Below are 23,868 nucleotides of genomic sequence, written 5' to 3' on the forward strand. Positions count from 1 at the left end.
CATTCTGATACTCACTGTGTCAGAGCGAGGTAGGAGCCTCTCATTTCGTTAGGAGTTAAGATATAGATAGAAAGTATGAAATGGACTACAGTGGGGTTTTAGAAGGCTTCCTAGGTGCTTATGATTGGTTTGTGATGTTAAGGAGAAGATGTAGACACGAAAGGGACCGTTTGAATCTGCGTTTACGATAGCCCTGTTCGCTCTTTATCATTTGGAATTTGAAGGTAGCGGATGTATGTCCACTGCTTGATTCTATTTTCGACCTTAGCAACTTAGCCTTCTATAATGTTTGGCAGTACACAAATTTGCTGTTTACAGAGCTACTAAGGATCTAACTAACTGTCCCTATAGGGTAGAGCTACAATGTGTCACGGCTCACTTCCTGCTGCTAGCCATCATAGCTCTCTTTAGATTGATGAGGCAATTAAACAGCTACTACGCTACCTTGATAATTGTGGCCGGTTACTAGATGTTACAGATCTGTAGTTATGGAGCCAATTACCTGAGTAACCACTTGTAATCAGACGATATTCTGCACTTTAAATAGCGAATACAGGAGCTTAGCCATTCAATACATTTACAGCTATAAAGAAGGGCTACGAATATTCTCAGGATAGGAGAGAGCAGGGTATGTGTGCTTGGTTGCTTGAATTCAGATTGTTAGTATAGCGCCTGGCTTAGTGACCTTAACTTTGAATATGAATGATACTCGTTAGCTTGCGGTGTCGTCATTTATCAAAAGACATCAAAGGTTCTGTGGTCGTGCATATTTCATGCGGTTTTCCTTTGAAGCTCGTCTTTATACGAATCGGAATAAAAAGCTTAAAATGTTTGTTTCGTTAGATATAAGATCTCAGTATGATGTTGGCATTAATTGCGGTCGCTTGTTCATGCATTTGCTAAAAGACTTCGTACTTGGTTTTAATGTTTTTGAGAATTTGAAAGTTCAATTCGTTTTTATCTTGTAGGTGATGGAGTTTTTATAGACCTATTAAAACCCTCTTTTAACATCATCCTTTAAAACCATATCTCAAAGGATTTCTTTAATACCATAGTTCAAAACATTTAGTTAATACCTTTTAATGGTTACTAAAAACCCTTGATACATAAGGTTTAATTCATCAGTTTTATTTTGGGAAAGATAGTCAAACGCTGGTCACACACTGCTAAAAACTTTCCTCACGATGAAATACGCTATATCAACGGTTACTTGATCTCATTTCACAATAAGAAAAACAATATACAGCTACAAGAAAGTAATATAAACAACAATAAACACGTAATCAAAAGTGAAAAAAACTTTATCCACAGACATTTCAGGTATGAGGTGAAAACATGGCTGAGAAATACCAGAAAAGAGACACTTTCAATGTAAATTTTATTAAAATAATGAGGAGGTTCTTTCATTTTTTCCAATTACAAATAGACAAATAGCAGTCACTCTACCGTCTTGTAGAAGTCACTGCATGAAGTTGGAAATATTTTATATGAAGAACAACTCAAAGAAGCCTAACTTGATATCACAAAATTAGACAGCCTTACTCTTTCGCTTTGAAATAAATTTTTCGATCTCTAGCTTGATTTCTAGAATAGGAGCGGGTAGAGTTTTTATTTGGTAATAACGTTCGACAAACCATTCTGGATGAGATCTGAAACGATTCAGCCAGCAAAGGTTAATCAGTCGAAGCTTGTCCCAAATTAAGCCTTGTTGTTTCTCCGTTTTTTCGATAACTTTTTGGTTTATGTCTGAGATTTCTTCATTGGTAAAGAGAATAGTTTCAGCCATTTGTTTTTGTTGTTGAACATGATCAAGCTCTACAGATAACTGTACGGCGTAATTGAGCTCTGCAGACTCCATAATTGAACGAAAATAAGCACTGATTTCATCTAGTTCATTCTTTTCGTCATTTACGATGTAATCGGAATCATCCTTATAAATCATGTTTAAGAAAGTTTGAGAACGCATTTTATTATGCTGAATACGATAGAGAGCATTATCAAAAATGTCAGTCGCATACTCATATCCGAATTTCACATAATAATCTTCCATGACCTTGGCCATTTGCCAAACGGCTTTACGAGATAGGAATTCACAGCAAAAACGATGCTTTTTCAGTTGTTTTTGAACCCACAACTCAGCACCTTCCGAAAAAACTTCCCCCATGGCGATCCATTTTTGATGGACATTGAGAACCTGGAAGTTTTCAGTGTGTATTTTTATATTCAGATATTTAGAAGCTTTCAAAAGGACTTGCTTAGCTTCTTTTGGAGTTCTTATATTAAGGAGACCTGTTGGTCCGTAGAGATCGCTAACATAACCCCATCGGAAGTTTCTTGGGATGTATACGAGCTCCTTACCCACATAGTGAAGGACAAATCGTTGAACATTCCGATCTTCAGCGAGGAATTCATCGCAGGTGAAAAATACAAAGTTCTTAGCATATAGATTAGTGGGAGTCATTTCTTCCTGATCTCTTACAAAGGTATAACGATTAAAAAATAAGATGCCGATTTCATTATAATGAATGATACCTTCGAGATCTAGTTTTTGAAGGAGGATACGAATACGATATGTAGAGGTTCCCATTCGTTTAGCCAGTTCTCCTTGGGATAAAGGAACCTCGCCACCATAAGCACAAACTGTACCTAGCAGCAGTTTAAGTTTGAACAGCAAACGAGTGTCATTGTAGAGAGTGCGTGCGTCAAATAAATCAGGATGATGCTTCATAATGTCACTCCTTCATTTCAACCCGAAAATGGTATGAGAAATAAAGGTTTTGGCTTTTTTTTCTGAAAAAGACATGCTATAATTAGGACATATCAGTTAAAGAAGTAAGACCAGAACCCGATTTCTCGAATTCTATCTAAGTGCCAGGTCGCCAAACTCAGCCATTTAGATAGAATATTGCGATTGGGTTTTTTTATGGAATTCTTTATTTCGACAATAGATTTTGAGTTTTGATTATTATGTAAATTAAGCTACTTGTCTTCTCTAAACATTATATCACCGATAAATTTCATGGTAAATAGAGGCGAATTGAGCGGAGTTTTGGAGAAATTATGAAGTACCCTTTGAAATATAAGACTTTTAAATAGAGCGGAGATTTGGGGGGGAAACCTCTAAAGCCTTGTGTGCCTAGGATTAGTGATAGTTTAACGAGGAGAAAATTTATTTTCGGAAACTTTCAGCGGAAATTTGGAGAACTTCTTCTGAAATTGTTAGAAGCATTGTCTATATACATATAAAGTACATAAGTTTAGCGGAAATTTGGAGGAATAATTATTGAAATGTTGTACCTAAAGTTAAATTTCCTCTTGAAATTTCGCCGAATTATTTTTGAACTGAGTGTTTCGTGCAAGTAGAGCGGAGATTTAGGTGGTAAATTAAAGTTTAGCGGAGATTTGGAGTAGTTTGTTTATACTAGCGGAGATTTGGAGGAAAAATAAAAATAGAGTTAGTAGTAAACTAACTCTATCAGGGGGGAAATACTATATTGGTAAGGTTAGTTGTTCTGGATTGCTAATAAAATCAGTGATTTGTTGATTCCCAAGCAGATCCTCGGCCTCATAAGGTTTAACCGGTAAAAAGGTGATCTGAAACACATCTTTCTTTCGGACATAGGTCTCAACCGTTACTCCATGATTAACAAAATCATTTAAGCACTCCTCAATAAACGCCAAATTGATATCTTTTCTTTTACTTTTAAACTGTATTTTGTGAATAAAGTACGTGTAATCGAATTCAGCAGTATATCCTTTCTGACGCAAGTAACAAAGAAATCTCTCCTTTTGTAAAGGAAAGATGAGATGCTCAGACATCCGATTCTCAAAATGAATTAACTTATCACTGTATGCGCGAACGACTTGACCCATCATGTAGTTTTGGTGGACGTCCTCTGCAATCGTGATCTCAGCCATTTCTCCATCGCCAAATTCAGTAATGTGTAATCGATCAAAGATGCCAAATACTAGGGTTTCATTATCGTTGATGACATTGAATTTAACATTGGCAAGTTTAGTCAATCGGCTCTTTACGGAAAGATAGTTGCTTTTATTATCAGAACTTTGAGTTCTTCTCACAAGATCCCCGATAGTTACATATATTTTCCGCTCTTCAAAAAACAGTTTGCGATCTCGCATGGATAGCACAGCTCTAAATAGTTTAGAATCTGTTTCATCGATGGCTCGCAAAATTTGATCTTCATTTATAATTTCCTGATTAACAAGTGTTAAGAGTGAATAGTTCTCATCCGGTTGATATTCACTGATGTAATGTAGTTTATTATCGATGAGTACACTTTTTTCAGTTAATTTCATTCGTGACCAGCCTGGATTTACAGCAACGTGATCCGTATAAATAAGCGGTTGATCAATGATGACTTTGTTAATGTTCCCATCAAAGTTTTTAATCAGTATATCTGCAATTGTAACGATCGTATCTGATTTAATTGCTTTTTTTATTTGTAAAGGTGTCTTGTCTTTAATATATAGGAAATCAATGAGTCTAGATGTTTTATCATTTGCCCATTTTGTGATCTCTTTAACTCGTTTTACATTTAACTCCTCAAGCGTATTTACTTCATAAATTTTTTTAAACTGCTCCATACCGTACATCTCAATGAGTTCATTCGCAAGGTCAAGTTCTTTAACAACCTCAACACGTTTGTTTTTTACTTTAGATATACCGGAAAGCTCTTGAAGAGACTTGAGCCATCGTTTCTTTGTTTTTTGAAGTTCTTTAAATGTAACTCTTCTTACCTCATGAAGATTAGCAGGTGTGAGCTCTGAAGAAATGATGTCATGCAGGAAGTCCCGAATGTTTCCATCTTTCAATTTATCGTAGAGTTCTTCACATTTTTGACCTAGTTCATCAACAACTTGATTGATAAAATATTGTGGTACATGTTCCTCCCTCAAAACAATCACCTCCAACTCTATCATACCATAGAAACTCTTGGAGTTTATATTGGAATATATGTTCAACTTGTAGAAATCCAAAGGAGCTAGGTCTTTTAATATTGGAGTGCATTCTTCTTTCGTTGTAGAAGATCATGAGTTCAGTGATCGTCTCATATGCCTATCCATAGGGAAAAGTCATTACAAGTTATCATCTGGAAGAATGCGATGGCCCTATTCGATGTGAGTGTTCGTGTTGGAATACGTTCATGTAGGATTTCAATCCTTCGGAAGCCAACTCAAATGCATGAGAGACAAACTGTGAGGAATTATCCGAACGCACCACGGGCTTTGAACTCTCATGAATAGCTGACGTCAATATACGCTTACTACCTTCAATACTTGTCCTTAATAACGAAACCCGGATTAAGGTCTGAGCCATTTTAGTCCGGACTATACATGGATCAAGAGAGTACATCGATCCTGGAAAAGGAAATCTGGAGATTATGGTTGATCAAGAAACCAAAGATCAAATTATGGCATATAGCATACAAATTCACTGACAGTAAGCAGTCTTTTTTCTATTATCTTATGAATGAGGACATCAAGAAGGCTCATTTGAACTTAAATTTAGGAAATAACGTGAAGAAGGTCCTTGAAAATAAGGTAAAAAGGACCAATATCACAAATCAAATCTACTTAAATTTAGTAGCAGAACAAATTATTAGGGATATTTGCCTATAGGGATTGCCTTCACAACGGGCAATCCCTTCTTTACATGTCAAAATTAATCCAATAGATACTATTTAGATTTAACAAGAGGGATTATATGGTAATAATTAGCTAATTATGGTTGGGAGTATCGTCCAATATTCGACTTAGAAGAAGTCCTGTAAAATTCCTATTAGTAGGGAAAATGTTAACACTAAGGGAGGAATACTTAATGTTCGAGTCGTTACAAGGGTTGTTCAATACATTGTTTGGTGATATTACGAAAACCTTCATTACTCTATTTACAATCGGTATTTTGGTTTGTGGTTTGATGGCTGCATTTGGTGGGGAAGAGAATCAACCTAGATTCAAAAAAGGTTTGATCTCTTGCATTGTCGGATTAATTGTATTTGTTCTCGCAAAACAGATTGTGGACTATTTCCAAAGCAATCTTTAATTTAAGGGGCTGATTATGTGATTTTTGACAATCAGTCAGCAGTAGAGCGTAGAGACCGTTTAAGGGAGGAAGGGAAGATTGAACTTCCTCTCAATGTAGATACGAAAAAATACATCCTCTCCTTAATCAAGTACCGGGATATACTTATCTCTTTGCCATTAATGGCTATAGGATTTCTGGTGTTGTGGTATCTAGTTCATGCTGGCTACTCATTTAGCGCACAATTGCTTCTAATTTGTTTATCACCTTGGGGTACATTCTTACTCATCCTCACCCTCCATCACCCGGATCGTAAAAACATCAACTTCTTTACACATCGGGTTATATGGAGAATCCAGTTCAATAGACGGCAAAAATTATTTGTCTATACGAAAGGTGATTTCATGAGCAGTAAACAAAAAAAGAATGCATCGAAAGATATACGGGAACAGCTTGGCATAAAGAATGTGTACTCTGAATGCTATGAAACAACTGATAATCGGTTCGTGAAAGTCATTCGGGTATCCAGTGTTAACTTGTCATTGCTGAATAAGAAAGAAAAAACGAAGATTTTTCAGGCTTATGAAACATTTTTGAATGATTTACCACGATCCATGTTACCTCTTCAGGTGAGCCAAATTGCTCAACCGATAAACCTTACAAATTATGGTCGTTATATTGATGATCAAACAGCCAAAGAGGAATCCTATCCAAAGGCAATTCTTGCTAAGAGCTATTTAAAATATGTTGACGATATACAGAAAAGTAAAAACATGGTTTCACGGAACAGGTACGTGATAATGGCACGTCCATTTAATTCTATGAACCGCAAAAAGGTGCTTGATGAACTGGAACGAGACGTTAAGATCGTAAGCACTCAAATAGAAAATATGCTTGGTGGACGCTACGAGCTGAAAACAAAAGTTTTGGATAATGAAGAACTTTTTCACTTAATGTTTGCTTGCATCGATTATGAAAACGCACAAGTGAATTTCAGCTTTAAAACAGCTCTATTCTCCCCGTTAACCGTGGGTGAACGGACTTACGAAGAAATGAGTGGAAGCTGGCAGCAGATGAAGACAGATCACATCATGTAAAAAAGAAAGGAGAGCAATATGAACAGATTCTCCAGGAAAAAAAACAAAAAATCTATAATTTCTAAACACGATACACATAAGTTTGTGGTTGGTATGACGGGAACAGGGAGGGGTCATAAGTTTGTTAGTTGGTACGACAGAGGAAACTTTATTCAACAAAAAATGATTGTAGTTTGTTAGGGAAGGAGAGGAACCATGGGCATATTCTCCAAAAAGAAAAAGGAGACATTAGAGTCTTCTTATATCGGCTTCAATGAAAACATATTAAATATGTTATCGCCGGACTCTATCGAAGAAGAAGAATCATTTGTACGTTCAGGTGCTAACTTTACACGTACGCTAGTTGCTGTTGAATACAGCGCTATATTGAACCAGGAACACATTATGAACTTGAACGATCTGAGCGAGAACATCAGTGTGGTGCAGTTTTTGACGGAATATGATTCGGCAGAGGTTCGAAAGCAGTTGTCTGAAAGCATACGTCAGAACCGGCAAAAGGCTGATTCTAAGTATGTAAACGATGCTGGTAAGGCTGAAGCTGAAGCACAGATTGATAGTGCCCGTATGACGCTCAATCAGCTCAGTTACAAAAATGAACGGATGTACATGTTCCAATTGCTCATTCACATTGTTGCAGCGGATAATAAACAACTTGATACACTGACGCAACTGGTTAAATCCGTTGTCGGGCCATTTGCAAAAACTGTAACGCCTATGACCAAGCTCAAAGATGCTTTTGATAGCTTTCTTCCAATTGGTAATAACAAGGTCTATGACTTAACGTATCGGCCAATGAACGCCGAAGCAGTAAGCTTCTTTTTTCCATTTCATGAAAACGAAATTTTTGATCAACATGGGATTATTAAGGGACGCAACATAACAACCGGTAATGTCGTAATCGTAGATGATTCCAAGCTGCACAATAAACATGAGTTTTTGATAGGGATGTCAGGAACCGGTAAATCAAGTACCCTTTTCGCGAACATGATGCGTAAATGGATGCTTGGCAACATCATCCGGACAATTGATCCCAAGGGAGAGTTCGGGGCGATTTATAAAAGTCTCGGCGGTGAGTGGGTTAAATTCTCTTTTAATGGTGGGAGCATAATTAACCCCTTCGATATACCGGCGATCAGCGTCGACGCACAAAAAGAAATGGAAAGACAGGGAATGTCAGAAGGAAATCCATTGCTTGCAAAAATAAGTACCCTGTTAACCATGTTTAAGCTTATGTATCCAGACATGAATGATCTTCAGGAAGATATACTTTCAAAATATCTCATAGAGTTGTACGAGAAATTCAACATCAACGAGCGAACAAACGTAGGGAAACTTAAAAAAACAGACTTTCCGATTATGCGTGATTTGTATGATTTCCTTGCAGAGAAGAAGGAAAAAGGCGAAGAAGAATTTACGAAAATTTCTGATTTCCACACTATCCTATATGCGTATTCCGAAGGACTTTTTGCAAAAATCCTGAACGGTCACACGAACGTGGATATCACGAATCCATTGTGTGACTTTGATATTTTAGAGCTTCAGCACAAACCAAAGTTGCAGCGTGTTGTGTACTTCCTGCTTTTATCTCATATCCAATATGAAGTGGTGAACGGTGATAAATCAGAATCACAACTTTATATTGACGAAGCTCATATCATTGCCGATCCGAAGGTTCCTCTGGCAATGGAATATTTGTACACGGCTATGAAAATGCTGCGATCCTTTAACTGCGGTATTACACCGGCCAGTCAATCTATCAAGGACTTTTTATCGGCTAGAGACGATCAACGAAATTACGGAGAAGCCGTTATTAACCAGGCGACTCAAAGATTCTATCTGCCGATGGCTGATACTGAAGTTGACTTCTTAGAACGTGAAATGAACATGCAATTTTCGGAAGAAGAAAAGACGGCCATAACGGTTGTGGAAGGTCGTAAGGAAGATGAAGCTGGTAAGGGGCTGTACTTTGTTGGATCTAAAAAAATTAGGCTGCAAGTCGTTCTGACAGACGTAGAGAAACAGCTATGGTTCGACCGGAAGCCTTTTAGTGAAGTGATCATGTAAATGAACGACTTTTTAAAACAGGCTTTAATCTACAAAGCAAGGTACTACATTTTGATCATAGCGCTTGTAGCAGGCATGGTAGCAGTCATAGCGGCGATCATGGCCGCTATCGTGGATGATAACAGCGGCGGAAGTGGACCTGGTGGATCTGGGCCTTTGCTCTGTACCCCTGGCGAATTAAACATGGGGTACATTGACAAAATGTTTGCCGATCTAGGGGTTTTTACCGGTAAACAAGATGTATTCATTGATACTGCTACAAACAATAACATTGATCCTATTTTGTTGATGTCCATTGCCATGCATGAAACCACATATGGGAAATCACCAGCCGTGAAAAACAAAAATAATCCCGGTGGACTCATGAGACCCGATGGAGGTGGACTTATGACGTTCAGAACCCTGGATGAAGGCATTGAGTTCATGGCCGCCAATTTGTATAGACTTTATATTTCTCAGGGCTTAGTCACCATTGAGCAAGTAGGTAACAAGTACGCTCCAGTCGGTGCGAAAAATGATCCTAATAATCTAAATGCTCACTGGATTCCAACCGTGACACGGATCGTTAATAGTTTTGGCGGCTTATCGGCAAACTGCGAATATGTTGCTTCCGGAGACTATGCATACCCTGTTACCCCTCCTTTAGTGGTTACATCACACTATGGAATGAGGACGCATCCAGTAACCGGTAAACCATCGACTATGCATAAGGGTACGGACTTAGCGTGCAGTATCGGTGATCCAATTTATGCAGTAGACAATGGGACTATAGCGGTTGCTGTGAAATCAGGCGGCGGTAATTACGGTCATCATATCATCATAAATCACGGAAACAGGTTTACCTTATACGGCCATATGACGGTTGTATCGGTTAGTGTAAACCAAAATGTTACCAAAGGCGAACAGATTGGTACATGTGGGAAAACCGGGCGTGTGACGGGGCCACATTTACACTTCGAAATTCAGACAGGAGATATATACGGTACAAGAGAAGATCCTTGGCCTTTCCTCCAAAGCATCGGGAGGAGCGAGGAAGAGTCTTATCCGGACGAAGGAGCTGACGACTCTATGGGTAGAGAGGATGAATAGAAATGAAAAAGGGTTGGATAATGCTCCTTCTAGGTGTTGGTCTTGCATTGTCTCTCGGATGGGGATTTAACCAGTACACAGCGCTGCACAAGGCGCGGCAGACCATTGCAGGATACCAGGATGTTGAAGCCCTCAATCAGCGCTCTGAAGACTTTGTACGTGCGTATGCACAGGGGAAGCATCGAGAGTTTTTATCGAAGGCTGCTGCCGATCGTTTTGCTAGAGAAGATAATCGGGAAAAAGATCATGAAGACGTGCACATGTCTGAAGACACCGGTCTACAAAAGGTGGACATACAACAGCTGTATACGAAAAAAGTAAAGGACAGAGACGATCAGGCCGAATCTTATGCAACGCTTCGTCTGCAGTATGAATTAGGTGGATCAAATAGCCCAGCTGATGATTATATTCAAACCTTCTCGGTTCATTCGGTTTGGATCCGGGAGAATGAGCAATGGAAGGTGAATGACGTGGACATCATCCTTACGGGTGATACCAGTGACGACGAGTTAAAACGCCAAGCACAAGAGGCTTTAGAAAATGCTACGAGGGCGAGGGACGGGGAATGAGACTATCTCCAAGCCAAAGAGCAAAATTGCTGAAGCTATCCCGTAATACGCTGGCTGGCCTAGATAAGCTATTCAAGCTACTGTCCAAAATTTATGAGCAGCCAATAGAAAAAGCAAAGCGTGAATTTTATTTAGAGTACAAAACTGAAATGACAGAGGATGAGATCAGAGAGTTAAGGTATCGGATCACATTAAAGTGGAGTGTTGCTGTTTTTGTTGTCCTGTTTCTCATTTTCTTTATTGGGAGGTCTGGAGGACAATGAAAATAGCAAAGTGGTTAGCAAGTTTCGTTCTTCTCCTTACGTTAGTAATAACGATTTCCCCGGCAGTCAGTTATGCCGATGAAGGAGATTACTATAATGAGCATCAACCCTTTTTTGAAAATGCTCCAGAGAGCTATGTAGACTTTATCAAAAAATATGATCCGGTTGAACGTACAGTAAGTTGTGGTCGATTCGACGTATCATGTCATGTCTATAAAATCGCTTTGGATTCTGGGGTTTCAGCCATGGATTTCATTAAAGATCTAATGAAAAAAACTGTCATATCCCCAACAGATGTGATCGGAAATCCATCGTATGAAGCGTATAAAGATGGTATTTTTGCATTATCCAAGATTGTTTTAGCCATATTTATTGCCTTTAATGCTGCGAAGATTGTGAGTTTACGAATGGGTGATGCGGAGGACAGCACAACCGTATGGAATGAAAAAATAGTGTCGATTGTAGTCAGTGCATTTTTTCTCTTCGTCTACGACTCGATCATTGAATGGATTTTGCACGCGCAGGAGCTGCTAATGAATGAGATTATCGACACGATCAGCAGTCAAAATATGATATTAAACATGATTACCAATATTCTAATGGGGCCAGGACTGTTTTCAATCATCGTCATTTTAATCATCGGTATTCTGCTTATTGTTTTAATGCTTCAACTCTTTTATCGCACCGCCTTTGTAGCCATTTTGTATATTGCTGGGCCAATTGCGATAGCAACAAAAATAAATGACACGTACAACTTTTTCGATTTCTGGCTCAAAAACTTCATTATTGCTTTCGTCACGTTAGCATTACAACTTATTGCTATAGCGGTCGGATTAAATCAATTCCTTATACCACCTTCTTACTTTGGGGATACGTATCACCTATTTATGGGTGCAGCATTTTTTATCCTCTCGTTGACTCTTCCAGGCATATTAGGACAATGGGGATTCAGTACTGGATCGGCTAGATCTGTGGCTTCAGGTGCTAAGTCGGCGGTTAAAATGATGGTTATGAAACGTAGATAAAAGGAGTGATTCAGGGTGAAAAAACTTATTTTTTTAGCAGCTGCCTTCATAATCGTTTTGTCGGGGTGCAGCAAGGATGATTCAGCAGCACCTGTAAGTAATCCTATAGGTGGTGGAGAACAAGTTCAGGAACCAGTGCAACAGCAGGAACCGCAAAGGGAAGCTGTCTTTAAGAATGAAGATATTGACAAGGCTAAAAAAATGGCACAGCAATATGTTGCTACACTTACTGGATTTCATGGGCGTACAGTGTTTTCTACAGCAGATGTAGATGGTTTACAAAAAGAAATGTCAGAGAAAATTAAATCTACCATATCTATTCATGAACAATCACGCATCTATCCAGAGAGTGGGACAAGTAGCAATGATGATCACAAGATGGAGCTGAGTGCTTCACGTTTTGGCTTGCTTTTAGAAGAAGTACAAGAAGTTTATTATCCCAACCTTAATGTAAGTGAGCTAATCATCCCGATGACTTATGTAATACCCGGAAAATACGCAAGTGGCGATCCTAAAACATACAAACTACACTTCGTTAAAAATAATGATAATCAGGTACAGCTTATCTATGATGGTTTTTTTGTAGGCGGTTCTAATCTGGAAAAGAAAGATCAAGATGAAGTAGACCAGTATAATCCTGAAAAATTAAAAGAAGATCTAGAAATTCAGTGAATGGAGTGAAAACTAGTATGCAATCTACTGTTAATAAATATGGTGAAATTGAAGTGGTTGGTAATGAAGTTCACTACAGCATACCGCTTTCGTATACCGATTTTGATAGCCTGGATGAATTAGAAACGGTCTATAAGCAAAAGGGAATATCGTTAGCAGCCTTCAAAAATTATTTGTTTGCACATGATATAACACTTGTGACTAATCGCCTGGTGTTCACTTACTTTTTAGAAGACATGAAATCTTTTTTCTACTTGCGACAGTTGTATTTTGAAGACCAAATTTACTATTTCCGATCTTTCATTGAATTAGCTAAAAATAATCCTAATACAGCGATTTTGTGGGATAAAAATAATCTTTTTGTGGATCTGACAGATAGTAAAATTAAGGCTCTGGTCTTTGAATTTGAAGGTCATAGGCTTTACAGCACCCCTCCTACGTTGGATGGACTGAAAGAAGTAATTTTGTTATCCTTAACTACACTTTATAGGGTTTTGGGCAAGCCGCGGCTAATTGATTTTATAGACCAAAGGGATAAAGTAATCAGGTTTGCAGAACAGGTGCTTAGGGCCTCGTCAGTCCAGGAAGTTGAACGGGTGCTGGAAGAAACCATTGTAAATGTGGAACGTCAGGAAGAGATTCACCGGGAGTACGAGGAAAACCTAAAGCAAATGAAATTTTTTGAAAGACGCAAGGAAATTCGAAAAGCCAAGGCTAACGGGAAGTTAACGGCTGCAACTTCATCTGAATTTGTAGAGAAGCTGAACCGCGGCTTGCGATCCAAAAATGATCTTGCTCGACCTGTCAAGAAGAAAGGCGATCTGGAAGAAAAACAAGGCTTCTTCAGTTCCAAGTATTTTTACTTGGGATCGGTGGGTGTAGCGGCCGTAATTCTTTTAGCGAACACACTCACACCGCCTAATCCGGACGCGAATGCAGCATCTTCAGAAAACGCCGAGGAGCAGCAGACGCAAGAGAAGCCAGCGCTGAACTCAGATCAGGCGGCCGATGTTTACCGCAAAGTCATGAATGGCGAAAACGAAGAAGCTCTAAAAATATTGGAAACAGTCGGATACGAGAACCTGGCTGAAGCCGAAAAGAAACAAATGGTACTATTATATGAAAAAGAAGGGCTTTATGAAGAGCTCCTACAGCTTGACCCCACCCAATCCGATACAGTGGTCATGAAAATGATTGAGAACAAAGAAACGGCCAAACTAAAGGAACTACAGATACAATACCCTGATGCTGCATCGATTAATTATGAGGTTGCCTATATGACAGCTAAATATGATACTGTAATCGGCCTAGCGAAGGATATTGATATGACAGATGGTGAGCTTGCGGACAGAAGAAAAAACCAGCTTCTGGTTTCTTATCTCTGGTCAGGATTGATTCAAGAAGCTACTCAATTAGCCGGGGATGATCCCGAAATGAAAGAGAAAGTGACTCAGTTCAAATCCAGCAACCGACGAATCAAGGAACTCACTGATAAAATCAATGTTGCTCAAAATAAAAATGATGATAAGCAAGTGAAGGAGCTGAAACAGAAGATTGAACAAATTAAAGCTAACGTAAACAGAATCTAGAATCTAACTTGGGCAGGGGGAGGATGGTTTGCAAAAGAAGAAGTATATCCGGAGTCTTGACGAGATAGGAAGATTTGTTCTTCCAAAGCAGATTCGTAAAGAACTGCATTTAGGGGAGAAACAGATGCTTGAAGTATTCAGTGATGGTGAGAGGATCATCATTGAAAAATACGACAATCTGGAACCCTGTTTAGTTACAGGAGAATCAACAAAAGCAAATCACACCTTTGCATTTGGAAATGGAACAGTAACGTTAAGCCCTGAAGGGCTGGAAAAATTAATTGAAGAATTAAGTGAGTATAAAAAATCAAATGAGGATTGAAGGAAGGCAGCCCTTTGGGGTTGTTTTTTTTTCACGGAACTCGTCCAACGTTGATATATTGTGGATATTCGGAGAGCTGAAAGGCTCTCTTTTTAGTACACTTCAACCGATAAATATACTGAATACATTGAGGGGGAATTTACATGAAATCCAAACCGCCTAAAAATCAGAGAAATAAGGCAAAGGGAAAGAGTAAGGCCGGGGTGATGATTGCAATAGTGGCCGGACTTAGTTTATTACTTTCCGGATGCGGTGGCGGTGACGACATCAAATTTGAATTTAAAGTACAAGAAAAATACTCAGGACAGTTTATTTCAGAGGAGGCAGCACGGCTACTCGACTATTTGACGCTGGCGACTGAGATATAAAATGAAGGGTATGACACGCTTGAGATTACGGAGGCAGAACAGGCCCTAGTAGACAGTGAGGCAATTGACTATTTCACAAAATCGGATGGGGCTGCAAGTACAGAAGTCGCCAAAACTATGCTAAATCTTAAGATTAATGTAGTAACCACAAAATGGGTTAAAGTTAAATATGCCTCAGCCGAGCTTGATGAGGAGATGGGGATCGATTCGGAATACGAGGAGTACCTTGACGAAGAACTTGTTCTTAAAAATAAGGAAGATGCCCGAGAGGCCCTTTTAGCTATTAAAGAATATGTAAAGTAAACGACAAAGAGACCATCCGGAGGGAGTTAAAAGAAGTGCAACGTACTACTAGATCAACAATCAATCAACCTAACAAGACAACGCTCTCCCAAGATAACAGGAGCGGTCAGTCTAGAGCGGGGATTCAATCGAACACTGCAAATCATGTAAGTTCCGTTACTTGTCGCAAATGCAAGTCACAGCAAATTGTAGCCAATAAAAGGGGTTACAGTTTTTCAAACATGTTCAAAACACTTGGGTGGATGGGATTACTACCACTCATATTAGTGTTAGTCGGTACGGTTGGGGCTTATCTTTTTATGCAGAATGTGAGTGGTGGAAGTGGTATAGGGGGTGGGGAAACTGAAGGTTTCATTTTCTTCGGCATTATTTGTTGGATATCAATTAGTTTGTCCTTGCCTGTAAGTATCTTAGTCGGCTTCGTTGGGAGAAGTGAAATTGTTAACGGCTGTATGAACTGTGGCTTCAAATGGAGACCTTCCAAGAAAAAGTGAAACTTGACGGGGTGGGTCTAATTTTGATGTACCTCCCACATTATGACAGTCAAGACTCGTTGGCCGTCCTGGGCATGAGAATCGTAAATGGGCGCTACTGGTGGTATGAAAAAGAATGTTCAAAAATAACAGCCTTTTAGGTAACTTAAATTAAGCATTCATCAATCGTTCGTATTTTTAATACTTTTAGTACAATGACATTTTTTTCGTTCGGTTTTTGATGTGACGGCTTGTCACACTTGGTTTGTGAAAATAAAAACTTCTTCAGAAACAAAAAACCATCTGTCCAAGCAAAAGTCCGGACAGATGGTTTTTTTTGGTCTATTCATCTTTCATACGAGAAGTGAATGCTTGCCGGTCCTAGGAGGGAGTTCCGGCGTTTTTATATTGCTGGTGTCGCTGTCGTTGGTTCTATGATAGGCTGCTGAAGATGCTTTGTTTAGGGGGTGGAGCAGCAGTAGATCCAACAACCAAGCGATAGCGATTGTCGTATTGCTCACCTCATACTTCGCTGCAATCTCATCGATTTTTGCGTTGCCCCAGAAGACACCTTCAAACAATTTGTATTGGAAAGGTTATCATGGATGAATTGGTGTTATCATACAGACGGCAATAATCAAGATACTGCCATCACAGTTCACCACATCATCATTCTCCATATTCACGTTGATTCCAAAATTTTAAATATGTGTACGCACTTGAAAAAAACTTGGCTTCTTTCATGGAGTTATTTAAACATTTAAATAGACGTCTCGGCTAGAATATTATTGTCAAGAACAAATATTGAAGCTTCAACTGAGGGAGTATTTAACTGCAGAACGTCATGATATACACATAGGAACTGGGTGTTATAGTAATAGAGCTTCTCCTCTCAAACACTTGTGCTCAACTTTTTAAAGAAGTAACGCAAGAGTGCTTGGCCTATCACTGATGCTAAATATAAAGAATAACACGCTATACAGCATAATGTTGATAGTTGGGTAACCTTTTGAAATACAACGTGAAGTATCTATTTTAACTCAATTAAATGAGACGTTGACTTCTTCAAGGCATACAGATGTAAGAGAATATAATTGGCACAGAACAGGTCTTCGGGAGAAATCCCGGAAACCTGTTCAATTAATATTATCAATTTCCTGAATCCGTGAAATAATTATGATCGTCAAAACAAGATCGGCTATGGACTTGTTTCACCTCAGACAAGCCCGGATCTGACTTTTTCAGGCATAGGAAAACAGAGCTTGCCCTTCAACAAGCCTTTATCGAACGTTTGTTTCCTGAATTCTAATGCGACAAGCTTCTGTAAATACGTTGTAAGGTTGGAAACCAAGGATTGTGCCTTCCAAAAGGAAGCTTCGTTTGTCTCGCATGTTCCACCATACGGGAAGCCAGCCAGATCAGGTCAGCATCTACCTCGATAACCTGTTCGACATACCTGGCGTTATTATCCCAAAAACGGGAACTGTCCAAAATTACAGCAATTTGGAAATCAGACTGTAAACTCCTGCGGGTGGATGGTGGTTCAGTGAAACACTTCCCTTAAGTCTGCGAGGAACTCGCGACAACTAATTCTTATTCCCACGGTTTTTTTTAAAATCGTAAGCAAAAGGCCACTTGCAAATTGCAGATGGCCTCTTAAATATTACGTATACATTTACGTATACGTAAATGTAAATGTGAATAATAAGTGGCATACATGGTAACTGCGGGCCTCTTTTTATTCATTGCTATTACTACAAAAAGGACAACTATATAGTTTAATCAGTTTCTTTTTGTTATTTACTTTATCTTATATTTCATATTGCGCTACATCCAACTTTGCAAGGAGCAGGTATGAAACTGAGAATAGTCTACGGATTCTCCCAAACTCCGTTCTTTTTCCTACACCAATGGCTATGGTTAGTTTTGCCGCTTCTATTTATCTTAGGAATTTGTTGTTTTATTTTTCTGGTATACACGGTCCCTTTATTTTCAAGGAGTTAACTACCCGTTATGGCTCAGGCAGCGACTATTCTTCTGACCATAATTATATCTCCGATTATTCTTCCCTTAACCAGGAATACGAGCTGCAATTAGAAAGAGACAGGGAAGATGCAGCCGACGAAGCCCGCAGGTCGAATAGAAGCAGAGCTGAAATTGATTATTTGGATGATGCGGCTGATAGGGATTCTCTGGACCGAAGGGTTGCGGACCATCGTAATGGGTACTTTTCCGAGGATGACGATTAAGGAAAAAGGAAAATCGACCACACAGAAAAAATAGTTATGGCTCAGATTGGATATCTTATACACTAAAATTTGATACATTGGGCAAACAATCATTCCCCATAGAGATTGTATATGAGCCCATTTTCGTAACTCCTGTTTCAAGGACTCTAACAGTAAGCTATTCTGATCAAGTAAACGTCTAGGGATTGGGCTTCCAATTAAGTAGTTCTTCAACTACAGTAGCAGGATTAACTTGAAGATTGACGGTGTAGAGTATGCACTCCATTACATTCAATTAAACAAGGGACCAACCATTCATATGGATACATTTGGTTCCTTAATCACTTTTTGGCTGTATGATTGATATTCTTTAGTGTACAAGAGTTTGTAGAAAGAGTGGTTTTTCATAAGTCTACGAACGTCTTCAATAAATTCAACTAGTACTTTTACTCATTTAATACTGGTATAATAGAACCGGTACTATTGTCCTAATATCATAAGGGAGGAGTCAAATGAGTATTTTAGCTTTAGCTGGAGTTTAACTTCCAAATTTCGAATGAATAAGAATATATAAAATAACCGAATTGGAGACTTAAAAATGAAAAAGTTGACTATCACACTTCTTTCCATAACATTATTTTTTATGGTGTTCGTTCCAGTAATACAAGCAAATAATACTAGTTCAGCTCCAGTCATTGAATCAATGTATGACAATGCAACAATATATGATGGTACATACACTTTTAGTGAAGGACTTGCATGGGTAGTCTTAGACTACAAGGCTGGAGTAATTAATACATCTGGTGATTGGGTTGTTGAACCTCAATATAACTTTGATATTTATCGTCATGGGTCTTATCGATTCAGTGAAGGACTTTCCAGAGTATATGATCAGAAATGGAAGTTTATTGATAAAAACGGTAAAGTTGTGATAGATACAAATTATCAATCTGTCAAAGATTTCAGTGAAGGTTTAGCTGCTGTTAAAAAGAACAATTTATGGGGTTTCATTGACCGTAAGGGTAAAGAAGTCATCAAACCCCAATACAAGCTATTGGCGGAGCTTTAGGTTATCTAGGAGAAGGCTCTGGTGGATTTAATGAGGGATTAGTTGCAGTTAAGAAAAATGGAAAATGGGGATACATTGATAAAAGCGGGAAAACAATAATTAAATTTCAATATTACATAGCAGATAACTTTAATGAAGGTATTGCCCGTGTTTATCTTGATGAAAATACTACAAGTAGTAATAGATACATTAACAAAACAGGAAAAATTGTTCTCACTAACGTTACTTCTATAAAATTCATAGAGATCACAGATTTCCATGATGGATTAGCGATAATAGTAAATCCTTCAGGCTACTGGGGAGTCATAAATAAAACAGGGAAGAAAATTGTTAAGCCAACAAATAGAAAAGAATACGAAACGATATCTTCATTTAGTGAAGGCATGGCAGTTGTACAATCCTCTTATATCTATGGGAAGTCTATTTGGAGCTATTGATAAAACGGGGAAAATCATTATAAAACCAAAGTATAATGAGTTGAAAGATTTCCATGAAGGTTTGGCGGCTGTTGGAAAAGAAATAAATGGTGATACGTTATATGGGTTTATCGATAAGACAGGCAAAGAGGTGATTAAACCTCAATACGCTAGTGTAGGAAGTTTTAACAGCGGATTAGCTCTCGTTCAAGACAAAAATACTCTCAAGTATGGGTTTATTTATAATCCATTAAAATAATATCTCACGGGTTAAGACAGTAGGAGCACTGAGACGATACGGAGGAACAGTCTTCAAATGCTGAATATTTGTGCTGAGAGCAGAAAAATTGTCTAAGTCTTCTTGTTTCAAAAAAATGTAACTTTAAAGAATCCCAATTTATAAGGGGTTCTTTTTCATTTATATCGTTTTTAACTTGAATGTAGTGCTCCATACGATAATTGATGGACGTTATTTATGGTGTGTTGAATAAGAAGAGTCTAAAGAAGGAAAATAATCGAATGATGTCGAAGTTTGATATTCGAGTAATTTTCCAAGATACACCAATAAGGGGCGGAATAATGATGGGCTTTGTTAGTATTAACCGTAACAAGTATAAAAAGAGTTTATGGCTTTGTATGATAGGTGTATTAAGCATAATTTTGCTTGTCAGCTGTAAAGATGAAAAAGAGCAGTCATCACAGGAGAAGAACACAGTTACGACCGTTGGCGACGAGAAATCTTACTCCGATCCAGACCAAATGGGCGAGGCGTTTATTTCACTCTATAATAACCGAGAGTATGATAAAATCCCGTCGTTTTTCTCTACCTATTATTGGAACGCTACCAATACGGATTCCGAACAGTTATATAACAAGCTACACACCAGTAACTCGAATAATCCGGGGGATTATCGGATGAGCTTTACGGACTCCCCTGACAGTACGCATCACATTTACTACTATACTTCTGAGAAGGCTACAGATTCAGTGCTTGTTCTTCGTTCTGTTCAGGAGAATGGGGAGTGGCGGTTTACCGAGATGTTTAACGGTCATCGATCGGAGACAGAATCAGATCACGCCGTTGTGCAGCACGAGTATCGTCAATTCATCCAAGCACTCAACAGCGGTGAGTTGGAACGGGTACTACCTTATTTCCCTAATTTCGATAATCCGAACTGGTTGGTCGAGATCATGGACAAGTATGCTCCGTTCCGCTATGTTGCGGGGGATGAAGCAAGTTTCAACTCTACTGTAACCATCTATGATAAAGAAAACGAAGAGTATCTGCTATCGCTCGAGGGGACGGAAACTTCCTTAATTCAGCAGCCGGTTGTCTATATTTGGAACTTCAAGGGAGAGAGCATATTCGCTCCATTTCGTGCAGAACAGAAGCGAAAAAACAGTCCTATTGCTTGGGATCCTCTCAATAATATAGGTGTCGATGATCTAGTCATGCAACGTGGGAAAGTGTCTTCTCCTACTGAATATCAGAAACAAATGAAAGCCTTTTTGATGGCCTTCAATAAAAAAGATTGGGAGTCGGATGCCGTACAGTCGTTCTTCAGCGGACCGATCAATAATACGGACAACCTGGATCTTCTGTACGAAGCTTTTGCTCCATTCGATACTGAGAATATCGTAGAGACTAGTTACCCAGTAAGCATACAAGAAATTGTTGTCGATAAGAATGGAATGAATCACACCTTCGCTATCCTTTATGATAGCGGGAAGCTGGTTATTTGGGAGGCGCCTGCCTATGACATTGCGTTGGGGAATGGCATTTACCAAGAGTATAGCGAAAATAGCTTTCTAACGAATTAAGCTTAGGAAATATCATTTATATTATTCAGGAGTTTAAGATATTAATTTCAATTATATATCGACTGTCATTATCTCACTCTTTCTGTGGATGGAGCTTTATTTCACGGGTTGTTGATGAGGTCATATACGATCTTATTAAAGAGGAATGGTTACATATCAGTGCCGGTTGAACTAACGGGAAATGTTAGCTCTGTAAAACAAAGAAAGCAGCCGATCAATAGTGAAGTGACCCCTTAAAGTTAGACAAATATTTTTATGCAACTTGTTGGGCATGAGCTCGGTATTGTACCGGGCTCATGCCTTTTAATTTTGACTTGATGCGTTTGTGATTGTAGTAATCCATATACCATGCTAGTTCTTGCTTGAAGTGATCTACCCTTTCAAACTCATGAAGATAAAGAAACTCTGACTTCATAATGCCAAAGAAGTTCTCCATTACTGCGTTATCGTAACAATTCCCTTTGCGTGACATGCTCTGGGTAATCGCTTGTTCCTTTAAAGCCTGTCGATACTGCTTCATCTGGTAGTGCCAGCCTTGATCCGAATGCAGGAGGAGCTCATCCTTGCTGGATAAGCGCTTAAAGGCTTTATTTAGCATTTCGGAGACTAATGAATACGTAGGGCGAGACCCTACTGTGTAAGTGATAATTTCACCGTTGAACAAGTCCATAACAGGTGATACATACAGCTTTTCTCCAAACAACTTCAATTCCGTAATATCGGTAACCCATTTCTCATTTGGTTTTTCTGCTTGAAAGTTACGATCCAGTACGTTTTAGGTGCAATTTTATCTACGGTTCCTTTATAGGAACGATATTTTTTTATGCGAACCACAGATTTCAAGCCTAATTCTTTCATGATACGTTGTACCTTTTTATGGTTAACTTGGTGTCCACGATTAAATAGTTCATCACGGATACGGCGATAGCCATAACGCCCCTGATGTTCCTCGTAAATGGATTGAATAAGGAGTTTCAGGTCTGTGTCTAGATCGGGCTTCTCCAACTGTTTCACCCAGTAATAGAAGGTGCCCGTGGGACTTCAGCGAACGCTAGCAATGCAACTACCGGGAATTCAAGCCTTAATTCATAGACGACTTGTGATTTGTCTTGTTTGGTGATTTTTCCTTGTTTTGAACTAAGGCATTCAACTTTTTTAAGTAGGCATTTTCTATACGTAAACGTTCTAATTCAGCTTGTAGAGCTTCAACGGATCCCTCAGCAGCCTCATTCTTTTTAAGCCCTTTTTTATTCTTATCCGTCATACGATGATGCCCCTTTATCTTTGGTTTTAGGGCGTCGATCCCATTTTCATTGAACTGACTACGCCACCTTCGAATAACCCCTGGAGAAGAGATATTGAAAATGACAGCTGCTTCATTTGGAGACGTCCCATTTTCGTTCATATCGTTGAGTACGTCTAGTTTATATGGAAGGGAGTAAGCTGTATAGGTTTTTTCAAAAGCTTTTATACCGTGATAGTCGTATTGCTTGATCCACATACGCAGGACTTCATGATTAATTCCTAAGGATTTCGCAATGCTTTTAATCCCTTCATTTCCTGATAAGTATTGATGAATAGCTTCTATTTTCAAGTCTAAATTAAATTTCGACAAAAAAACTGCACCTCCAATTGCTAGTTGGTGTCTAACAATTGGGGTGCAGTTCAAACACTGACCGTGAACGGAAATGTCACTACAAGTGGACAAGCTAGTAACCCGATCTCCCTGACTGCTGGAAGCAATTCCATCACGATCCTGGTGACTGCACCAGGTGGGCAGACGAAGACATATACGATTCATGTCACTCGTCAAGTAGCCATTCCATATTAGGATGCGACTCTGACAGCGATCACGGTTCCAAGACTTAATCTGACTCCAGCCTTCAGCCCGGATGTGGACAGTATACAGCTAGCGTGAGCAGTTCAACCAGCACGTTAGTGGTTAGTGTCACTCCAGTTCAAGAGGGTGCGAGCGTTCAGATAAATAGTACGAGTGGAAATAGTGCAAATATTGCGTTCGAAAACGGATGCAATATAGTAACTATCGAGGTGACTGCACCGAATGGCAACACCAAGAAGACATACACGCTGCTCATTACTCGTAGTATCAGCAGCCCTGATAACCCGATCGATAATAATACAGGCAGTGGAAACTCTGCTGGAACTATTGGTACTTGGAGCAAGCAACGGCGGTGGAGGCGTTACGCCACCATTGACAAATAATAATTCCAGCAGCGGCGTTCAGGTACTGGTGAACGGCTGGGCAGAATCTGCGGGAAGCTTAACGACTACCACAGTGAATGGGAAGCAGGTCGTGACGATCTCTGTAAATGCGGAAGCGATTGCCCAGAAGCTGAATACCGAACCCGCTGGCAGCGTAATCACGATTCCAGTCACGGGATAGTAATAGCGCGAGTGCAAGTGTAATTATCGGTGAGCTGAACGGACAGACGATGA

Annotated in this window: 22 protein-coding genes and 3 pseudogenes; 21 read left to right on the forward strand and 4 right to left on the reverse strand. The window is 39.1% G+C overall.

Translation table 11 applies throughout. The features are described from left to right. Positions 1–1,528 precede the first annotated feature (1,528 nt). Together WFI24_RS30925 and WFI24_RS30930 are read right to left on the reverse strand one after the other, a co-directional pair. Complete coding sequence (locus WFI24_RS30925) at positions 1,529–2,728, reverse strand: hypothetical protein (protein WP_336765677.1); 1,200 nt, start codon at positions 2,726–2,728, stop codon at positions 1,529–1,531. A 761-nt stretch (positions 2,729–3,489) separates the two neighbouring features. Beyond that, positions 3,490–4,941, reverse strand: a complete 1,452-nt coding sequence (locus WFI24_RS30930; RefSeq protein ID WP_336765679.1) for a hypothetical protein — start codon at positions 4,939–4,941, stop codon at positions 3,490–3,492. Positions 4,942–5,839: 898 nt separating this feature from the next. Between WFI24_RS30930 and WFI24_RS30935 the strand changes: the two genes are divergently transcribed. The 12 genes from WFI24_RS30935 (at position 5,840) to WFI24_RS30990 (ending at position 15,404) form a co-directional block, all read left to right on the forward strand. Continuing rightward, positions 5,840–6,064 (forward strand): TrbC/VirB2 family protein, encoded by a 225-nt coding sequence (locus WFI24_RS30935; protein ID WP_006211785.1) that lies wholly within the window; start codon positions 5,840–5,842, stop codon positions 6,062–6,064. 17 nt (positions 6,065–6,081) lie between these two features. Continuing rightward, a complete protein-coding gene (locus WFI24_RS30940) occupies positions 6,082–7,140 on the forward strand; it encodes a hypothetical protein (protein WP_091161923.1) in 1,059 nt (352 codons plus the stop codon). Positions 7,141–7,335: 195 nt separating this feature from the next. Next, on the forward strand, positions 7,336–9,204 hold the full coding sequence (locus tag WFI24_RS30945; RefSeq protein WP_336765682.1) for a VirB4 family type IV secretion system protein: 1,869 nt from the start codon (positions 7,336–7,338) through the stop codon (positions 9,202–9,204). Beyond that, positions 9,205–10,293, forward strand: coding sequence for a M23 family metallopeptidase (locus WFI24_RS30950; RefSeq protein WP_336765683.1), 1,089 nt, complete (start codon positions 9,205–9,207; stop codon positions 10,291–10,293). 2 nt (positions 10,294–10,295) lie between these two features. After that, positions 10,296–10,862 carry a hypothetical protein gene (locus WFI24_RS30955; protein WP_336765684.1) on the forward strand — a complete coding sequence of 189 codons (567 nt, stop codon included), beginning with the start codon at positions 10,296–10,298 and terminating at the stop codon, positions 10,860–10,862. Further along, entirely contained in the window at positions 10,859–11,125 is a 267-nt protein-coding gene (locus tag WFI24_RS30960; RefSeq protein ID WP_006211790.1) for a hypothetical protein, read from the forward strand. Before WFI24_RS30955 ends, WFI24_RS30960 begins: the two co-directional genes overlap by 4 nt. Then, complete coding sequence (locus WFI24_RS30965) at positions 11,122–12,150, forward strand: conjugal transfer protein TrbL family protein (RefSeq protein ID WP_336765685.1); 1,029 nt, start codon at positions 11,122–11,124, stop codon at positions 12,148–12,150. The genes WFI24_RS30960 and WFI24_RS30965 overlap by 4 nt, the downstream gene beginning before the upstream one ends. A 15-nt stretch (positions 12,151–12,165) precedes the next feature. Further along, positions 12,166–12,822 carry a hypothetical protein gene (locus tag WFI24_RS30970; protein WP_336765687.1) on the forward strand — a complete coding sequence of 219 codons (657 nt, stop codon included), beginning with the start codon at positions 12,166–12,168 and terminating at the stop codon, positions 12,820–12,822. A gap of 17 nt (positions 12,823–12,839) precedes the next feature. Further along, positions 12,840–14,411 (forward strand): hypothetical protein, encoded by a 1,572-nt coding sequence (locus WFI24_RS30975; protein WP_336765688.1) that lies wholly within the window; start codon positions 12,840–12,842, stop codon positions 14,409–14,411. Between the two features lie 28 nt (positions 14,412–14,439). Next, positions 14,440–14,733 (forward strand): AbrB/MazE/SpoVT family DNA-binding domain-containing protein, encoded by a 294-nt coding sequence (locus WFI24_RS30980; protein ID WP_336765690.1) that lies wholly within the window; start codon positions 14,440–14,442, stop codon positions 14,731–14,733. A gap of 143 nt (positions 14,734–14,876) precedes the next feature. Then, the gene (locus WFI24_RS30985) at positions 14,877–15,101 is read left to right on the forward strand and encodes a hypothetical protein (RefSeq protein ID WP_336765691.1); all 225 of its coding nucleotides are present in this window, start codon (positions 14,877–14,879) and stop codon (positions 15,099–15,101) included. Between the two features lie 117 nt (positions 15,102–15,218). Beyond that, positions 15,219–15,404 (forward strand): hypothetical protein, encoded by a 186-nt coding sequence (locus WFI24_RS30990; RefSeq protein WP_336765692.1) that lies wholly within the window; start codon positions 15,219–15,221, stop codon positions 15,402–15,404. Between the two features lie 958 nt (positions 15,405–16,362). On the opposite strand, the pseudogene WFI24_RS30995 reads toward WFI24_RS30990, so the two are convergent. After that, positions 16,363–16,572: pseudogene (locus WFI24_RS30995) on the reverse strand (aldo/keto reductase); the annotation flags it as partial. A 685-nt stretch (positions 16,573–17,257) separates the two neighbouring features. Between WFI24_RS30995 and WFI24_RS31000 the strand changes: the two are divergent. The 6 genes from WFI24_RS31000 to WFI24_RS31020 all read left to right on the forward strand — a co-directional run bounded on the left by WFI24_RS31000 (position 17,258) and on the right by WFI24_RS31020 (position 21,411). Further along, entirely contained in the window at positions 17,258–17,398 is a 141-nt protein-coding gene (locus tag WFI24_RS31000) for a hypothetical protein (RefSeq protein ID WP_336765693.1), read from the forward strand. Between the two features lie 591 nt (positions 17,399–17,989). Continuing rightward, positions 17,990–18,160: a hypothetical protein gene (locus tag WFI24_RS31005; protein ID WP_336765695.1), complete on the forward strand. Its 171-nt coding sequence runs from the start codon at positions 17,990–17,992 to the stop codon at positions 18,158–18,160. Positions 18,161–18,703: 543 nt separating this feature from the next. After that, complete coding sequence (locus tag WFI24_RS31010; protein ID WP_336765696.1) at positions 18,704–19,174, forward strand: WG repeat-containing protein; 471 nt, start codon at positions 18,704–18,706, stop codon at positions 19,172–19,174. After that, positions 19,159–19,611 carry a WG repeat-containing protein gene (locus WFI24_RS34615; protein ID WP_442956284.1) on the forward strand — a complete coding sequence of 151 codons (453 nt, stop codon included), beginning with the start codon at positions 19,159–19,161 and terminating at the stop codon, positions 19,609–19,611. Before WFI24_RS31010 ends, WFI24_RS34615 begins: the two co-directional genes overlap by 16 nt. Beyond that, complete coding sequence (locus tag WFI24_RS31015) at positions 19,502–19,849, forward strand: WG repeat-containing protein (protein WP_336765697.1); 348 nt, start codon at positions 19,502–19,504, stop codon at positions 19,847–19,849. The genes WFI24_RS34615 and WFI24_RS31015 overlap by 110 nt, the downstream gene beginning before the upstream one ends. Before the next feature lie 377 nt (positions 19,850–20,226). Next, positions 20,227–21,411, forward strand: a complete 1,185-nt coding sequence (locus tag WFI24_RS31020) for a hypothetical protein (protein ID WP_336765698.1) — start codon at positions 20,227–20,229, stop codon at positions 21,409–21,411. Between the two features lie 253 nt (positions 21,412–21,664). On the opposite strand, the pseudogene WFI24_RS31025 reads toward WFI24_RS31020, so the two are convergent. Beyond that, positions 21,665–23,026: pseudogene (locus WFI24_RS31025) on the reverse strand (IS3 family transposase). Between the two features lie 27 nt (positions 23,027–23,053). Here WFI24_RS31025 and WFI24_RS31030 point away from each other — a divergent pair. The 3 genes and pseudogenes from WFI24_RS31030 (at position 23,054) to WFI24_RS31035 (ending at position 23,815) form a co-directional block, all read left to right on the forward strand. Then, on the forward strand, positions 23,054–23,242 hold the full coding sequence (locus WFI24_RS31030; RefSeq protein ID WP_336765699.1) for a cadherin-like beta sandwich domain-containing protein: 189 nt from the start codon (positions 23,054–23,056) through the stop codon (positions 23,240–23,242). Between the two features lie 107 nt (positions 23,243–23,349). Next, positions 23,350–23,454 (forward strand): annotated as a pseudogene (locus tag WFI24_RS34620) (hypothetical protein); the annotation flags it as partial. Positions 23,455–23,473: 19 nt separating this feature from the next. Continuing rightward, positions 23,474–23,815 carry a hypothetical protein gene (locus WFI24_RS31035; RefSeq protein WP_336765700.1) on the forward strand — a complete coding sequence of 114 codons (342 nt, stop codon included), beginning with the start codon at positions 23,474–23,476 and terminating at the stop codon, positions 23,813–23,815. The last annotated feature ends 53 nt before the right edge of the window (positions 23,816–23,868 follow it).

The organism is Paenibacillus sp. USHLN196 (assembly GCF_037144955.1).
Taxonomy (GTDB): Bacteria; Bacillota; Bacilli; order Paenibacillales; family Paenibacillaceae; genus Paenibacillus; species Paenibacillus xylanexedens_C.

Coding starts and splice junctions, on each gene's coding strand:
- WFI24_RS30925 (WP_336765677.1), bottom strand. CDS start 2,728: ATGAAGCATCATCCTGATTTATTTGACGCACGCACTCTCTACAATGAC.
- WFI24_RS30930 (WP_336765679.1), bottom strand. CDS start 4,941: ATGATAGAGTTGGAGGTGATTGTTTTGAGGGAGGAACATGTACCACAA.
- WFI24_RS30935 (WP_006211785.1), top strand. CDS start 5,840: ATGTTCGAGTCGTTACAAGGGTTGTTCAATACATTGTTTGGTGATATT.
- WFI24_RS30945 (WP_336765682.1), top strand. CDS start 7,336: ATGGGCATATTCTCCAAAAAGAAAAAGGAGACATTAGAGTCTTCTTAT.
- WFI24_RS30950 (WP_336765683.1), top strand. CDS start 9,205: ATGAACGACTTTTTAAAACAGGCTTTAATCTACAAAGCAAGGTACTAC.
- WFI24_RS30955 (WP_336765684.1), top strand. CDS start 10,296: ATGAAAAAGGGTTGGATAATGCTCCTTCTAGGTGTTGGTCTTGCATTG.
- WFI24_RS30960 (WP_006211790.1), top strand. CDS start 10,859: ATGAGACTATCTCCAAGCCAAAGAGCAAAATTGCTGAAGCTATCCCGT.
- WFI24_RS30965 (WP_336765685.1), top strand. CDS start 11,122: ATGAAAATAGCAAAGTGGTTAGCAAGTTTCGTTCTTCTCCTTACGTTA.
- WFI24_RS30975 (WP_336765688.1), top strand. CDS start 12,840: ATGCAATCTACTGTTAATAAATATGGTGAAATTGAAGTGGTTGGTAAT.
- WFI24_RS30985 (WP_336765691.1), top strand. CDS start 14,877: ATGAAATCCAAACCGCCTAAAAATCAGAGAAATAAGGCAAAGGGAAAG.
- WFI24_RS30990 (WP_336765692.1), top strand. CDS start 15,219: ATGCTAAATCTTAAGATTAATGTAGTAACCACAAAATGGGTTAAAGTT.
- WFI24_RS31005 (WP_336765695.1), top strand. CDS start 17,990: ATGCAGCCGACGAAGCCCGCAGGTCGAATAGAAGCAGAGCTGAAATTG.
- WFI24_RS31010 (WP_336765696.1), top strand. CDS start 18,704: ATGAAAAAGTTGACTATCACACTTCTTTCCATAACATTATTTTTTATG.
- WFI24_RS31020 (WP_336765698.1), top strand. CDS start 20,227: ATGATAGGTGTATTAAGCATAATTTTGCTTGTCAGCTGTAAAGATGAA.
- WFI24_RS31035 (WP_336765700.1), top strand. CDS start 23,474: ATGGCAACACCAAGAAGACATACACGCTGCTCATTACTCGTAGTATCA.